The sequence below is a fragment of the Sphingomonas sp. NPDC092440 genome (genome assembly GCF_044754985.1).
GTDB lineage: Bacteria > Pseudomonadota > Alphaproteobacteria > Sphingomonadales > Sphingomonadaceae > Sphingomonas.
Window position 1 is genome coordinate 528,829 of record NZ_JBIVQA010000001.1, and the last position, 15,706, is coordinate 544,534.

A 15,706-nucleotide genomic window follows, 5' to 3' on the forward strand; every position below is an offset into this window, starting at 1 on the left:
AGCTGTGACATGATCGCGGAGCGGCCGCTCAAGTTCATCGACGTGTCCGGCGTCGGCAATACCGGCAAGAGCGCGGTGGTCGACCTCCTGCGGGAGATCGACGGGCTGTGGGTGCCGGAATATTGGTTCGAGTTCGATCTGCTGCGCGTGCCGGGCGGCATGCTCGACCTGCGCCATGCGCTGCTGGAGGACTGGTCGCCGATCCGCTCGCACGATGCCTGGCTCCGGTTCCGCGACGTCGTCCGCAAGATGGGCGTGGATCCTCAGCCCTGGGAGGTGCGCGACGCGCTCGATTCGACCGGCCAGCGCTATGATCGGCGCTTCCAGGGCAGGTTCGTCCCCCTGGCGCTTGCCTTTGCCGACAGCTTCCGTCTCGGCGCGATCCGGTCGGAATGGCCCTATGAAGCGCTGCGCGACGGCCGGGTGGAGCGCATCGCCCGCAAGCTGCTGCGCCGCGCCGGCCTGCGCCGCTACATCACCCGCGAGGTTCATCTGCTCGACGGCAAGGACTTCGATGCGCGTGCCACCGCCTTCCTGACCGCGCTGTTCGCCGGCATCGTGCCCGAGGACGCGACGGGCGTGGTGCTCAACAATGGTTTCGAGCCCTATCACCCCCAGCCGGCGCTCGACATGATCGCGGGCGCGCGGCAGATCGTGGTGACGCGCGATCCGCGGGACATCTATGTGTCGGGGCTCAACGCCCACAATGTCAGCGGCGGCGACAAGGCGCTGATCGCGTTCGACAATGACGGCATGAACAAGTCGTTCCTGGCGACGGACGACCTTGCCAAGTTCGTCGCGCGCTTCCGGCTCTATCATGATCAGCTGGGCGGCGACGATCCGCGCGTCCTCAAGCTGCAGTTCGAGACGATCATGCGCGACTATGATGCGCAGGTGCGCAGGGTGCTCGATTTCCTCGGCATCGATCCGGCACGCCATGTCCGGCCGCGCACCAGGCTGGATCCGGAGCGGAGCGGGCGCAACATCGGCATCTGGCAGCAATATAGCCGGCGCGACGAGATCGCCTATATCGAGCGGGAACTGGCGCCCTATCTCTATCATGGCTGAGCGTCCGCGCCTCTATTTCTGCTTTCCCTATCACGGCGTCGGTGGCGTTTCGCTGCTGTTCCTGCGGGTGGGGGAGGCGCTGGCCCGCGCCGGGCTCGCCGACGTTACCCTGGTCGACTATGCCGATGGCTATATGGCGCGGCATCGCGATCCCGGGCTCACGCGCCTGGCGGAATATGCCGATGACGGCGCGCTTGCGATTCCGGGCGATGCGATCGCGATCTTCCAGTCGATGACGCCCTGGTCGATCTTTCCCGGCCTGCGCCCCGATCCGGCGACGCGGCTGCTGTTCTGGAACTGCCATCCGTTCAACCTGGTCCCCACGCTGCCGGGCATCCGCACCCGGATGCAGCGCAGCCCGGCGCTGGCGAAGCTGTTGCTGGCCACGCTGCTGCGCGGCTTTGCCGGGCGGATGCGCCGGTTCGTCCGCACGCTGCTCGCCGGGGATTCGCTGGTGTTCATGGACGAGCCCAATCTCGTGACGACGCGGGACCTGCTCGGCATTGCCGTGCCGGAGCCCCGGTTCCTGCCGATCCCGGCGCCGGAGGTGGAGCCGCGTGGGCAGCGGGCGCCCTCGCGGCGGCTGCACGTCGCCTGGGTCGGTCGCATCGTCGATTTCAAATATCATATTCTCGAGCATGCGCTGCGCGCCCTTGACGAAGCGCAGCCTGCGCTGGCGCGCCCCGTGCTGGTGACGGTGATCGGCAGCGGCGAGTATCTGCCGCAATTGCGGGAAGCGGCGGCGGGGCTTCGCAATATCGAGATCCGCTTCGTCGACGAGCTTTCGCCCGACGCGCTCGATCATTTCCTGCGCGCCGAAGTCGATCTGCTGCTGGCGATGGGCACCGCCGCGCTCGAGGGCGCCAAGCTCGCCATCCCCACGTTGTTGCTCGACATCGCCTATGGCCCCGTCGCACCGGACTACCGGTTCACCTGGCTGCACGAGCGCCAGGGCTATGCGCTCGGCGACATGGCAAACCGCCCCGGAGCCCCTCGCGAACCCGGCTCGATGGGCCGCCGCCTGGCCGAGCTGGCCGCCGATCCGGACGGGGTGGGCCAAGCTGCGTTGCAGCATTTTCGGCGGTTTCATGCCTTGTCTGTCGTGGCGGCTGGCCTTATTAGCCACGTTGTTTCGGCGCGATGCTGCTGGGGGGATCTGCAGGCTGCGGGGCTCACGGATCGTGGGTTGGCCTATTCTCTCTTCACAGGGCTCAGAAAGAGATTTGGCAGAAAATGAAAGTTTTGCTGTTGGCAGGCGGCTTCGGCACGCGCCTGAGTGAAGAGACCGATCTCAAGCCGAAGCCAATGGTGGAAATCGGTGGCCGGCCGATCCTCTGGCACATCATGAAGCTCTATTCGCGGTACGGCTTCAACGACTTCGTCGTGCTCCTTGGGTACAAGGGTTACTACATCAAGGAGTATTTCGCGAACTACTTCCTGCACCAGAGCGATGTGACGATCGACCTGTCGACCAATCAGGTGAGCGTGCACAACAGCGCCAGCGAGCCGTGGAAGATCACGCTGCTCGATACCGGCGCGAACACGATGACCGGCGGGCGGGTCAAGCGGGCCCAGTCCTTTGTCGGCGACGAGCCCTTCATGCTCACCTATGGCGACGGCGTGAGCGACATCGACCTTTCGGCGTTGCTGCAGTGCCACCGCGACAAGGGCAAGGCGGTCACGATGACCGCGGTGCAGCCCGATGGCCGCTTCGGCACTTTCGAGGCGAGCGACGACGGGCTGGTCTCGCGCTTCCTCGAGAAGCCGCGGGGCGACGGGTCATGGATCAATGGCGGCTTCTTCGTCTGCGAGCCCAGGATCTTCGACTATCTCGCCGATGGCGATGCGACGGTGCTGGAGCAGGCGCCGCTGCAGAATCTGGCACGCGACGGCGAGCTGGTGACCTATCGTCATCCGGGTTTCTGGAAATGCATGGATACGCTGCGCGACAAGCAGGATCTAAACCAGCTTTGGGCGTCCGGCGAGGCCCCCTGGAAGACCTGGGGCTGATACGGGAGCCGTCTAGTGTTCGATGATGTTTTCAACGGCAAGCGGGTGCTCGTCACCGGGCATACCGGCTTCAAGGGCAGCTGGCTGACGGCATGGCTGCTCAAGCTCGGCGCCGAGGTGATCGGCCTGTCGCGCGACATTCCCACCGCGCCGTCGATGTTCGAGGAGCTGGGGCTGGATGGCCGGATCGACCATCGCCTGGTCGATGTGCGCGATCTGGACGCGGTGCGCGGTGCCATTCTCGAGACACGGCCCGATTTCGTGTTCCACCTCGCCGCCCAGGCGATCGTGTCGACTTCCTATGCCGATCCGGTGGATACCTTCACGACCAACGTCGTCGGCACGATGAACGTGCTCGAGGCGTTGCGGCAGGCGAGCTGGCCCTGTGTGGCGGTGATGATCACCAGCGACAAATGCTATGACAATGTCGAATGGGTGTGGGGCTATCGCGAGCACGATGCGCTGGGTGGCAAGGACATCTATAGCGGCTCGAAGGGCGCGGCCGAGCTCGTCGTAAAATCCTATTATCACAGCTATTTCTCGGACGGCCGGCTGCCGGTCCGCATCGGCGTGGCGCGCGCCGGCAACGTGATCGGCGGTGGCGACTGGGCCAAGGACCGGATCGTCGCGGACTGCATGCGCGCCTGGAGCGCCGGCGAGACGGTCGATATCCGCAGCCCCTCCGCCACGCGGCCCTGGCAGCACGTGCTCGAGCCGCTCTCGGGCTATCTCACGCTCGCCCAGCAGCTCGTCGCCAAGCCGGGGCTGGACGGGGAGGCCTTCAATTTCGGCCCGCGGGCGGAGCAGAACCATACGGTGGTGGAGCTTCTCGGTGCGCTGGCCGAGGCCTGGGACGGGCGCGATCCTTCCGAGGCCTATCGGATCACCAACGACATCCCGTTCCACGAAGCGGGGCTTCTCAAGCTCAACTGCGACAAGGCGCTGTTCCACCTGCGCTGGGAATCGAACCTGGAATATGAGGAAACCATCCGCCTGATCGGCGAATGGTACGGCGCTTTCTATCGCGAAAAGGCCGACATGTTCGCGGTGACGATGGCGCAGCTTGCCGATTATGAGCAATTCGCGGCCGACCGGAAGCGCATCTGGGCGCGCACCTGATGGACGGCTTCCGCGTCACCCCGGAGCGGCGGATCGACAATCCGCGCGGTGACATCCTGCACGCGATGAAGGCGTCCTCGCCCGGTTTCGCAGGGTTCGGGGAAGCCTATTTCTCCATGGTCAATCCCGGCGACGTCAAGGGCTGGAAGCGGCACAACCGGATGACGCTCAACCTGATCGTGCCGGTTGGGCAGGTGCGCTTCGTGCTGCACGACGAGAGGGATTTCGAAACGATCCTGCTTGGCCCCTCGGACTATGGGCGGCTCACCGTGCAGCCGGGGCTGTGGATGGCCTTTCAGGGCGCGGCGGCATTGCCGAGCATGCTGCTCAACATCGCCGATATCGAGCATGACCCGGCCGAGGCGGACAGCGTCGCGCTCGACCATTTCCGGTTCGATTGGTAAGGCACCGGCATGTCTTTGATACGCCTTTCCCGCGCCAGCGTCGGGCAAGAAGAGAAGGATGCCGTCGGCCGCGTCCTCGACCTGGGATATCTGGGGATGGGCGCCGAGGTGCAGGCGCTCGAGACGGAGCTGCAGGCGGCGCTCGGCACGCCGCATGAAGTGATCTGCGTCTCCACCGGCACCGCGGCGCTCCATCTGGCGGTCTCCTGCCTGGGGCTGGGGCCGGGCGACGAGGTGCTGGTGCCCACCATCACCTATGTCGCGTCCTTCCAGGCCGTGACCGCGACCGGCGCCACGCCCATCGCCTGCGAAGTGACGGCCGACCGGATCTTCATCGACCTGGAAGACGCCGAACGGCGAGTCACCGCGAACACCAAGGCGATCATGCCGGTCCATTATGCCAGCGATTCGAGCGATATGGCGGCCGTCTACGCCTTTGCTGAGCGCCATGGCCTGCGCGTGATCGAGGATGCGGCGCAAAGCTTCGGCTGCGAACGCGACGGCATTGCCGTGGGCGCGACCGGCGATATCCTCTGCTTCAGCTTCGACGGCATCAAGAACATCACCTGCGGCGAGGGCGGCGCGGTGGTCACCGGCGATCCGGCGCTCGCCCAGCGCCTGCGCGACGCGCGCCTGCTTGGCGTCGAACGCGATACCGAGAAGCGCTATTCGGGGCAGCGCAGCTGGGACTTCGACGTCTCGGAGCAGGGCTTCCGCTATCATATGAGCAACCTGATGGCCGCGGTCGGGCGGGCCCAGCTGGCCAAGCTGCCGCGCTTCGCCGAGCGCCGCCGCGCGCTTGCCCGGCGCTATCGCCAGGCCTTTGCCGGCTCGAACTCGGTGCGGCTGCTCGATTTCGATTTCGAGGCGATCGTGCCGCATATCTTCGTGGTGCGCGTGAACGCCGGCAATCGCGACGCGCTGGCCGATCATCTGCGCGCGCACGGGATCGAGTGCGGGATCCACTACAAGCCGAACCACCTGCTGACACGCTTCGCCGATGGCGAGGCGCGACCGGTGGCCGAAGCCGCCTATGCCGAGCTGATCTCCCTGCCGCTGCACGTGGAGCTGGCCGAGGCGGAGCAGGATCGGGTGATCGAGGAAGTTCTGGGCTTTTTGCGGGGTACGCCGGATGCCTGAAGTCTCGATCGTCATGAATTGCTACAATGGCGAGCGCTATCTGAAGGAAGCGATCGATTCCATCTACGCCCAGGATTTCCAGGACTGGGAGATTATCTTCTGGGACAATGCCTCGACCGATGCGAGCGGGGCGATCGCGCAGCAATATGACAGCCGGCTGCGCTATTTCCGCGCGGAGGAGAATGTGCCGCTCGGCGCCGCGCGCAAGCTCGCGATGCAGCAGGCGCGGGGAACCTGGGTCGGCTTCCTCGATACCGACGATCTGTGGCTGCCGAACAAGCTCTCGACGCAGCTCGCGGCGCTGTCGGGCACCGAACATGTGCTCTGCTATGCCGGCGTTTCCGAAGTGACGCCGGATCTTCGGCCGATCCGCGAGGTCGTGCCCCGTTACCCCAGCGGCGACATGTTCGAGCGGCAGCTGCTGCAGTTCGACATCAACATGGTCACGCCGCTGCTGCGCCGCGAGACGCTCGATCGGCACGGGCTGGGCTTCGATCCGAGCGTGACCGCGTCGGAGGAGTATAACCTCTTCATCCGCCTGCTGGCGCACGGCACTGCCTGCGCGGTGCCGCAGGTGCTGGGCGTATGGCGCATCTCGCCGGGCTCGCTCACCGACCGGGCGATCGGGCGGCTGCACGAAGAGCGGCGCTATACGCTGGACCAGGTGCAGCGGGAGAATCCGGGCATTGCCGATCGCCACCCGGCGGCGTTCCGCGAAGCCTATGCGCGCGGGGACTATTACGAAGCGCGCTATCGCATGTCGCTGGGCCAGCGGCTCGCCTCGTTCCGCCTGCTGGCGGGCAATGCGGCGACCGACCTGCGCTACGGCGCGCTGGCGCTTGCCGCGCTCGTTCCCGGACTGTGGGGCCTGATCCACGGCAATTATCTGAAGCGAAAGCTGCTGCCGCGCCTGCTGGGCGTGGCGCGGTACAAATGAGGCGGCGACCATGGATTTCTCCAAGCCTCAGCTGATCTTCGCGATTACCTGGTGTCTCGCATTCGGGCTTTCGGCGCTGATCGAGACCAATTTGTCGGTTGCGTTTCCGGTCGCGATCTACGTCCTGACCTTTGGCGGGGTGGCGGCCTTCTACCTCTCGGCGTCGGCGGCGCGCCTGTTGCTGCCGATAGCGCCGGGCACGCCGCGCTTTCCGGTGCCGTCGGACCTCGATCTCGACATCCTGTCCCTGTTCGTGCGGCGCGTGTTCGTCGTCTGGGCGATCGGCTTCCTTGGCTCGATCGTCTATTCGGAGGGCATTCCGATCTACTGGAAGCTGATCGGCGACAGCCGGAACTATCTGGACTTCGGCATGCCCACCGTGTCGGGCCTGGTGAACATGCTGCGCTGCTTCTGCATCGCCTCCTGCGTGATGCTGCACCTCCAGAAGCGCGCCAAACGGCAGGACTATATCATCCTCGCCGTCACCTTCTTCTCGTCGATCGCGGAGATTTCGCGCGGATCGGTGACCTCGGCGGTGCTGCACGGGGCCGCGGTGATCGTGCTGCTGCGCCCGGTCTATCCGATGCAGATCGCGAAATGGGGCGGGGCCGTCTGGGTCGCGCTGCTCTCGTTCGAATGGGTCGGCAACAATCGTACCGAGGGCTATCAGGGCAATTTCGGCGAGGTCCTGGGCGGCGCCTTCCAGGACAATGGCACGTTCCTGAGCCATTTCGTCTGGTCGTTCATCTACATCACTTCGCCTTTCAACAACCTCGCCTTTGCGGTCAGCCAGAATATCGAGCCGCCGATGGTGCCCTATTACACGCTGCAGCCGCTGATCCCGACCTTCCTGCGCAACATGCTGTTCGGACAGACCGAATATCCGATCGAGCTGCTGAACGAAGCGTTCAATGCCACCACTTTCTATTCGCCGCTGGTGGCGGATTTCGGCCCCTGGTTCGCGCTGGCGATCTTCGCGCTGATCACGGTGGTGATCTCGTTCGCCTATCAGTCGGCGAAGCGGGGCAGCCTGTTCGGGATCATGGTCTATCCGCCCATCTTCGTCAGCGTCACGCTGAGCTTCTTCTATTCCTATTTCTTTGCGCTCCCGATCGTCGCCTATCCGCTGGTGGTGTGGATCTTCCTGCGCTTCCGCCGCCGAACCCTGCGCAAGCTGGGTCACCGGTGATGCGGATCTGGTCCGAGGGAGCGTGGATCGACGGTTTCCTGCCCTATCATGTCGGTGATGGCGAGATCGGCGTCCAGGTCACGCACTGGGCGGTGCTCCAGCCGGTAAGGGGACTCTATTTCGAGCGCCCGGGCAGCTGGCGGATGGTGTTCAACTATCTGCGCGAGCTGGGCCCGTTCGAGGTGTGGCGCAAGATCCGCTCCCGGCGCGCCGAGCAGTTGCGCAACCGCAAGTTCCTGTCGGTGGGGCGGGGCTGGTTCAAGGAAGGCGGACGGCGGCGGGCCTGCGTGTTCGTCGCGCCCAGCCATCCGGCCGGCAGCGATTTCCTGTCCCTGCCCGTGGCGGCGGTGTTTCCCGTTGACCGCAACGCCGAGGGATCGTCGATCCGCCATGCCGACCGGCGCGGCGACGCGGTGCCCGAGGCATTGCTGCCGCTGATCGGCTGGTCGCCGGCATCGGGCGTGGCGGTGGCGCCGGAGATCTGGGCCGCGGCCGGCCGCGCCGCGACTGCGCTGTGCGATGCCATCGACTGGCCGGGCGCCACCGAAACGCCGCGGGCGGACGAGCCGGCGGCGGCCCGGCCCGCGCCCCGTGCGGGGCGGGCGGCGCTCTATGGGCTCGGCAACTATGCCAAGGTCCATGTCGTCCCCAGCATCCAGCGCCATCTGGGGCTGGACAGGATTGCCGAAATCGACCCGCTGCAGCTGCCGCGCATCCGCAGCGCGGAGATCGAATGGTCGACCGCGCCGGAACCGGCGGCGGACGATCGGTTCGACGCCTATTTCATCGCGGGCTATCACCATTCGCATGCGCCGATCGCGGTGCACGCGATCGCGCATGGCGGCGCCGCCGTGGTCGAGAAGCCGATCGCGATGGATCAGGCGCAGCTCGATGCGGTGCTCGCGGCGATGCAGGCCAATCCCCAGGGCCGGTTGTTCGCCGGCTATCACAAGCGCTACTCGAAGCTCACTCGTCTTGCGCGGCAGGACCTAGCCGCCGCGCCGGGCGACGCGATCGACTATCACTGCATCGTCTACGAAGTGCCGCTGCCGCCGCTCCATTGGTATCGCTGGCCGAATTCGCACACGCGGATCCTGTCCAACGGGTGCCACTGGATCGATCATTTCCTGTTCCTCAACGACTATTGCCCGCCGCGCGCGATCAATGTCTTCGCGTCGCGGGACGGCACGATGAACTGCTCGATGGAACTGGAGAACGGCGCCATCTTCTCGATGGCGCTCACCGAGCGGGGCAGCGAGCGCCTTGGCGTGCGCGATCATATCGAGCTGCGGCACGGGCGCACGACCGTGCGCATCACCGACGGCACGCGCTACGCCTCGGAGAATTCCGAGCGGGTGCTGCGCACGCTGCGCGTGAACAAGGTCGAGAGCTATCACAGCATGTATGCGACGATCGCGGACGCGGTGGCGAAGGGGCTGCCCGGCGATTCCCTGGCGAGCATCGCCGTGGGTGCGCAGGCGGTGATCGATATGGAGCGGGCCGCGGTCGATCGATACCCGGCCCTGCGGGCGAGCGCCGTCCTGGCGCCGCCGTCTGCCAATGCAATGGAAAGCGGGCAATGAAACAGATTCTGCAATCGCTGAAGACCGGTGAAACCGAAGTCGTTGACGTGCCGATGCCGGGCGTCGGACGCGGGCGCCTGCTGATCGATACCTCGGTCACGCTGGTCTCGGCGGGCACCGAGCGCATGCTGGTGGAGTTCGGCAAGGGCAACTGGCTGTCCAAGGCGCGCCAGCAGCCCGACAAGGTCAAGATGGTGCTGCAGAAGGTCCGGTCCGACGGGCTGGCCGCCACGCTGGAGGCGGTGCGCAGCAAGCTCGATCAGCCCATCACCCTCGGCTATTGCAATGTCGGCACGGTGCTGAAGTACGGCGCCGACGTGCGCGGCTTCGCGGTGGGGGACCGGGTGGTCAGCAATGGCCAGCATGCCGAGATGGTCTCCGTGCCGGCCAATCTCACCGTGCGGATCCCCGATGCGGTCAGCGACGAGCAGGCGGTGTTCACCGTGCTCGGCGCGATCGGCCTGCAGGGCATCCGCCTCGTTCAGCCGACGCTCGGCGAATGCGTCGTCGTCACCGGGCTCGGCCTGATCGGGCTGCTCACCGTCCAGATGCTGGTGGCACAGGGTTGCCGGGTGCTGGGCATCGACACCAATCCGGAACGCCTGGCGCTCGCGCGCCAGTTCGGCGCGGAAACGGTGCACGCGGCGGAGGACGTGCTCTCCGCCGCCTCTGCCTTCTCGCGCGGGCGGGGCGTGGACGCGGTGCTGCTCACCGCGGCGACGAAGAGCAGCGACCCGGTCTCGCAGGCGGCGCAGATGTGCCGCAAGCGCGGGCGGATCGTGCTGGTCGGCGTGACCGGCCTCAATCTCTCGCGCGCCGATTTCTACGAGAAGGAGCTGAGCTTCCAGGTCAGCTGCTCCTATGGTCCGGGCCGCTATGATCCGGCCTATGAGGAGCAGGGCCAGGATTATCCGATCGGCTTCGTGCGCTGGACCGAGCAGCGCAATTTCGAGGCGGTCCTCGACCTGATGGCCGCAGGCAAGATCGACGTAGCGCCGCTGATCACCCATCGCTTCGCCATCGACGATGCCGGGGACGCCTATTCGCTGCTGGCCTCGAGCGAGCCCTCGCTCGGCATCCTGCTCGACTATCCCGAGCCGGCGGAGCCGGGCGCGGGCACGGCGCGCACGCTCCAGCTTTCCCAGGCGCAGCCCGGCGGCCGGGGCAGCCTCACGGTGCTCGGCGCGGGCAATTATGCCAGCCGCACCCTGATCCCCGCCTTCATCAAGGCGGGGGCCATTCCGCACGCCCTGGCGAGCGCCAACGGCTCGAGCGCGGCTTTCTTCGCCCGCAAGTTCGGCTTCGCGCTGGCGAGCAGCGACACCGCGGCGATGATCGCCGATCCGCAGAGCGACACCGTAGTGATCGGTACGCGGCACGACAGCCATGCGCGGCTGACGCTCGATGCGTTGCGCGCGGGCAAGCATGTGTTCTGCGAGAAGCCCCTGTGCCTCACGCTCGACGAGCTCGCCGAGATCGAGGAAGAGGCCGGGCAGCGGCCCGGCCAGCTCGTCATGGTCGGCTATAATCGCCGCTTCGCGCCGCAGGTGGTGCGGATGAAGGCGCTGCTCGACGGCGTGCGCGAGCCCAAGGCGTTCGTCATGACGGTGAACGCGGGCGCGATTCCGGCGGAGCACTGGACACAGGATCCGCTGGTCGGCGGCGGCCGTATCATCGGCGAGGCCTGCCATTTCATCGACCTGATCCGCCACCTTGCGGGTTCGGAGATCGTCGAGATCCACGCCACCTCGTTCGGGATGAACCCCGCCGTGACGATCCGGGACGACAAGGTCGCGATCACCCTGCGCCTGGCGGATGGCTCGATCGGCACGATCCACTATCTCGCCAACGGCAATCCCGGCTTTCCCAAGGAGCGGCTGGAGGTGTTCGCCGCCAAGCGGATCCTGCAGCTGGACAATTTCCGCAAGCTGCGTGGCTGGGGCTGGAGCGGGTTCCGCAAGATGAACCTGCGCCGGCAGGACAAGGGCGCGGAAGCCTGCGTGGCTGCGTTCGTCGAGGCGGTGCGGGACGGAAAGGGAAGCCCGATCGCCTTTGCCGAGATCGTCGAGACCACGCGCTACGCCATCCTGGCCGCGGAGATGGCGCGATGAGCGGCAGGGCCGGCGGGGTCGGCCGGGCTTTCCCCTTGAGCCGAGTCGGTAATGGGGACGCGCCGTTCCGGAAGCCGCTGGACATGCCGGCGGCGAGCTAGGCCAGCGCATGTTCGACACGCCATTGCGATACTGGCGCACGATCCGCCATCTCAAGCTGCGCCAGCTGGCCTGGCGTGTCCGGCTGCGGCTGACCTCGGCGCGCATCGATGCGGCCCAGCCGGCGCCGCCCCTGCGGAAACCGGCAGGGGCCTGGCAGCCGGGGCCGGCGCGCGCCGCCTCGCTGATCGGGCCCGCTACCTTCCGCTTCCTCAACCATGTGCACGCGCTGCCGCCCGCAGGAGGCTGGGACGATCCGGCGCTGGACAAGCTGTGGCGCTACAATCTCCATTATTTCGATGATCTGGCGGGATTGCGCCCCGAGCTGATCACGCGCTGGATCGCGGAGAACCCGATCGGCCAGGGCACCGGCTGGGAGCCCTATCCCTTGTCGCTGCGCCTGGTGAACTGGAGCAAATGGCTCGCCGCCGGGAATGCGCCGCCGGCCGGCATGCTCGAGACCATGGCCCATCAGGCTCGCTGGCTGGAGCAGCGCCTCGAATGGCACCTGCTGGGCAATCACCTGTTCGCCAACGCCAAGGCGCTGGCATTTGCCGGCACGCTGTTCGACGGGCCGGAGGCGGAACGCTGGCGCGCCACTGCCCAGGCCATCATCCGCGATGAGTTGCCGGAGCAGATCCTGCCCGATGGCGGCAATTTCGAACGCAGCCCGATGTACCATGCGATCTTCCTCGAGGACGTGCTGGACCTGGTAAATCTGGCGGGCCGGGCGCCGGGGCTGGTCTCCGCGGAGGATCTGGCGGTCTATCGCGAGGCCGCCGGCCGGATGATCCCGTGGTTGCGCGGCATGACTCATCCCGATGGCGGGATCGCGCTGTTCAACGATGCCGCGCTCGGCATCGCGCCGAGCCTGGTAGAGCTGGAGGGCTATGCCGCGCGGCTCGGCATCCTGGCCGAAGCCGGGGAGGACGGCGACCCGCTCTCGGCGATCACCTGGCTCGACAGCGGCTATGTCCGCCTCGGGGACGGCCGGGAAGCCGTTGCCCTGCTCGACGTCGCGCCGGTGGGCCCGGACTATCTGCCCGGCCATGCGCATGCCGACACGCTGTCCTTCGAGCTTTCGGTCGGCGGAAGCCGCTTCATCGTCAATGGCGGTACCTCGCGCTATGGCCTGGGGCCGGAGCGCGAGCGGGAGCGAAGCACTGCGGCACATTCGACCGTCGAGGTGGGCGGCCAGAATTCCTCGGAAGTCTGGGCCGGATTCCGGGTCGCGCGCCGCGCCATGCCGTTCGATCTGGAGATGGAGACGCGTGCGGATGCGGTGTCGGTGGCATGCAGCCATGATGGCTATGCGCGCCTGCCCGGGCGGCCGATCCATCGCCGGCGCTGGGACTTTTCCCATGGGCGCCTGACGGTCGTCGACAAGGTGGCGCCCGGCGCGCAGGATGCGGTTGCGCGGTTCATCCTCCATCCCGGGATCGCCGTGTCGCCGGCCGGGGAGGGGGGCTTTGCGTGCCGTGCGCCGGACGGCACCATGGTGCGCATCATCGCCCGGCGCGGCGAGGCGCGGCTCGAACAGGCTGCCTATGCGCCCGAATTCGGCCGGAGCATGCCGACGCAAGCCATTGCCGTGCATCTGTCGGAAGGCGGCAGCGACGTGGAAATCCAGTGGGGGACCTCGACTGATGTCGGAGAATAGAGACCAGGCGCGGCCGATGAAGGTCATGCTGACCTTCGGCACGCGGCCCGAAGCGATCAAGATGGCGCCGCTCTATCATGCGCTCCGTCAGGCGCCGGAGCGGTTCGAGACCTGCGTCTGCGTCACCGCGCAGCATCGCCAGATGCTCGACCAGGTCCTGTCGGTGTTCGATATCGTGCCGGACATCGATCTCGACGTGATGAAGCCGAACCAGGATCTGTTCGACGTAACCTCCTCGGTGCTGCTCGGGATGCGCGACGTGCTCGCCGAGCACCGGCCGGACGCGCTGCTGGTGCATGGCGACACGACGACCACCCTCGCTTCGGCGATGGCGGGCTTCTATCGCAATATCCCGGTCGGCCATGTCGAGGCGGGGCTGCGCACGCACGACATCCACTCGCCCTTTCCCGAGGAATTCAACCGCCAGATCGCCGGCAAGCTGGCGCGCTGGCACTTCGCGCCCACCGGGCGGAGCCGCGACAACCTGCTCGCCGAGGGCGTGGCGCCGGCCAATGTCCATGTCACCGGCAACACCGTCATCGACGCGCTGCACTGGGTGCTGGCCCGCATCGATTCCGATGCCGAGCGGCTGGGGCGGATCCAGCGCGAGCTGGACGGCCTGCTGCCCTTCGACTGGCGTAGCCGGCGGTTCGTGGTCATCACCGGCCACCGCCGCGAGAATTTCGGCGATGGCTTCCTCCAGATCTGCGAGGGGCTGAAGGTGCTGGCGGCGCGCTATCCGGACGTCCATTTCGTCTATCCGGTGCACCTCAACCCCAATGTGCAGCAGCCGGTCAACGCGATCCTCTCCGGCCTGGACAATTTCCACCTCGTGCCGCCGCTCACCTATGAACCGTTCGTCTATCTGCTGAAGCATTCGCACATCCTGCTGACCGACAGCGGCGGCATTCAGGAAGAGGGGCCGAGCCTCGGCAAGCCCGTGCTGGTGATGCGCGACGTGACCGAGCGGCCGGAAGCGATCGCGGCGGGCACGGTCCGTCTCGTCGGCGCCAATCGCGAGCGGATCATCGCCAATGTGAGCGAGCTCCTTGACAATGAAGCGAGCTATGTGGCGATGGCGCGCGCGCATAATCCATATGGGGACGGCCAAGCCTGCGCGCGAATTCTGGCCGCGTTGGGAGCAGTCAATGGCTGATGTTACGGTTTGCGTGGTGGGCCTCGGTTATATCGGCCTGCCCACCGCGGCGCTGTTGGCGAGCCGTGGGTATCAGGTGCACGGCGTCGATATCCGCCCGGACGTGGTGGCGACCGTCAATCGCGGCGAGGTCCATATCGTCGAGCCGGACCTCGATGCCTATGTCCGCGCCGGCGCGGCCTCGGGCAAGCTGCGCGCGTTCGAGACGCCGCAGGAAGCCGATGCGTACATGATCTGCGTGCCGACGCCCTTCAAGCAGGGCGAGGGTGACCCCCAGCCGGATCTCGACTATGTGCTCGCCGCCGGCCGCGCGATCGCGCCGCTGCTCAAGCCGGGCAACATCCTCATCCTCGAATCCACCTCGCCGGTCGGCACCACCGAGCAGATCGCCGCGGTGATCGCCGAGGCGGGAGTCGATACCTCGCGGATCCACATCGCCTATTGCCCCGAGCGGGTGCTGCCCGGCCGCATCATGGTCGAGCTGACCGAGAATGCCCGGATCGTCGGCGGGCTCACCCCCGAAGCGGCGAAGATCGCCGGCGACTTCTATCGAGGCTTCGTCGCGGGTGACGTGCTCGAGACCGATGCGCGCACGGCGGAGATGTGCAAGCTGGTCGAGAACAGCTTCCGGGACGTCAACATCGCCTTTGCCAACGAGCTGTCGCTGCTCTGCGCCAAGCTGGGCATCGATGTCTGGCAGCTGATCGGCCTTGCCAATCGCCATCCGCGGGTGAACGTCCTCCAGCCCGGCGTCGGGGTAGGGGGGCATTGCATCGCGGTCGATCCCTGGTTCATCGTGGCGGGCAATCCGGAGCAGTCGAAGCTGATCCGCACCGCGCGCCTGGTGAACACCGGCAAGACCGACTGGGTCATCGAGCAGATCTCCGCACGGGCGGAGGCGGAGAAGGCGCGGCTGGGCCGCCCCGCCCGCGTCGCCTGCCTGGGCCTGGCGTTCAAGCCCAATATCGACGATCTGCGGGAATCTCCCGCGATCGAAGTGGCGCATGCGCTGATTGCCAAGGGCCTGGATCTGGTCGCCGTCGAGCCGAACGTCACCCAGTGCGACGGGATCGCGCTGGCGGATTTCGATACGGCGCTGGAGCAGGCCGACATCGTCACGGTGCTGGTGAACCATCGCGAGTTCAACACGCCGGCAGTGACCGAGCGCCTGAAGGCCCTGGGCGCGATGGATTTCTGCGGGGCGCTCTGATCGGCGGCGTTTTCGGGCCC

Annotated in this window: 13 protein-coding genes; all 13 read left to right on the forward strand. The window is 66.7% G+C overall.

Features of this window, described 5'->3' with window-relative positions:
- Positions 1-9: 9 nt before the first annotated feature.
- The 13 genes from ACIQCS_RS02545 (at position 10) to wecC (ending at position 15,686) form a co-directional block, all read left to right on the forward strand.
- Complete coding sequence (locus ACIQCS_RS02545; protein ID WP_345850861.1) at positions 10-1,068, forward strand: sulfotransferase domain-containing protein; 1,059 nt, start codon at positions 10-12, stop codon at positions 1,066-1,068.
- A complete protein-coding gene (locus tag ACIQCS_RS02550) occupies positions 1,061-2,305 on the forward strand; it encodes a hypothetical protein (RefSeq protein ID WP_345850862.1) in 1,245 nt (414 codons plus the stop codon). Before ACIQCS_RS02545 ends, ACIQCS_RS02550 begins: the two co-directional genes overlap by 8 nt.
- On the forward strand, positions 2,302-3,078 hold the full coding sequence (gene rfbF / locus ACIQCS_RS02555; protein WP_345850864.1) for a glucose-1-phosphate cytidylyltransferase: 777 nt from the start codon (positions 2,302-2,304) through the stop codon (positions 3,076-3,078). The genes ACIQCS_RS02550 and rfbF overlap by 4 nt, the downstream gene beginning before the upstream one ends.
- Positions 3,079-3,093: 15 nt before the next feature.
- Entirely contained in the window at positions 3,094-4,197 is a 1,104-nt protein-coding gene (gene rfbG / locus ACIQCS_RS02560) for a CDP-glucose 4,6-dehydratase (RefSeq protein ID WP_345850865.1), read from the forward strand.
- A complete protein-coding gene (locus tag ACIQCS_RS02565) occupies positions 4,197-4,601 on the forward strand; it encodes a dTDP-4-dehydrorhamnose 3,5-epimerase (RefSeq protein WP_345850867.1) in 405 nt (134 codons plus the stop codon). The genes rfbG and ACIQCS_RS02565 overlap by 1 nt, the downstream gene beginning before the upstream one ends.
- 9 nt (positions 4,602-4,610) lie before the next feature.
- On the forward strand, positions 4,611-5,741 hold the full coding sequence (locus ACIQCS_RS02570) for a DegT/DnrJ/EryC1/StrS family aminotransferase (protein ID WP_345850869.1): 1,131 nt from the start codon (positions 4,611-4,613) through the stop codon (positions 5,739-5,741).
- Positions 5,734-6,678 (forward strand): glycosyltransferase, encoded by a 945-nt coding sequence (locus ACIQCS_RS02575; RefSeq protein ID WP_345850870.1) that lies wholly within the window; start codon positions 5,734-5,736, stop codon positions 6,676-6,678. The genes ACIQCS_RS02570 and ACIQCS_RS02575 overlap by 8 nt, the downstream gene beginning before the upstream one ends.
- Positions 6,679-6,688: 10 nt before the next feature.
- On the forward strand, positions 6,689-7,867 hold the full coding sequence (locus ACIQCS_RS02580; protein ID WP_345850871.1) for a hypothetical protein: 1,179 nt from the start codon (positions 6,689-6,691) through the stop codon (positions 7,865-7,867).
- Complete coding sequence (locus tag ACIQCS_RS02585) at positions 7,867-9,450, forward strand: Gfo/Idh/MocA family oxidoreductase (RefSeq protein WP_345850873.1); 1,584 nt, start codon at positions 7,867-7,869, stop codon at positions 9,448-9,450. The genes ACIQCS_RS02580 and ACIQCS_RS02585 overlap by 1 nt, the downstream gene beginning before the upstream one ends.
- Positions 9,447-11,561, forward strand: coding sequence for a bi-domain-containing oxidoreductase (locus ACIQCS_RS02590; protein ID WP_345850874.1), 2,115 nt, complete (start codon positions 9,447-9,449; stop codon positions 11,559-11,561). The genes ACIQCS_RS02585 and ACIQCS_RS02590 overlap by 4 nt, the downstream gene beginning before the upstream one ends.
- Positions 11,562-11,670: 109 nt before the next feature.
- Entirely contained in the window at positions 11,671-13,320 is a 1,650-nt protein-coding gene (locus ACIQCS_RS02595; protein ID WP_345850876.1) for an alginate lyase family protein, read from the forward strand.
- Entirely contained in the window at positions 13,307-14,476 is a 1,170-nt protein-coding gene (gene wecB, locus ACIQCS_RS02600; RefSeq protein WP_345850879.1) for a non-hydrolyzing UDP-N-acetylglucosamine 2-epimerase, read from the forward strand. The genes ACIQCS_RS02595 and wecB overlap by 14 nt, the downstream gene beginning before the upstream one ends.
- Positions 14,469-15,686, forward strand: a complete 1,218-nt coding sequence (gene wecC / locus ACIQCS_RS02605) for a UDP-N-acetyl-D-mannosamine dehydrogenase (protein WP_345850880.1) — start codon at positions 14,469-14,471, stop codon at positions 15,684-15,686. The genes wecB and wecC overlap by 8 nt, the downstream gene beginning before the upstream one ends.
- Positions 15,687-15,706: the final 20 nt, after the last annotated feature.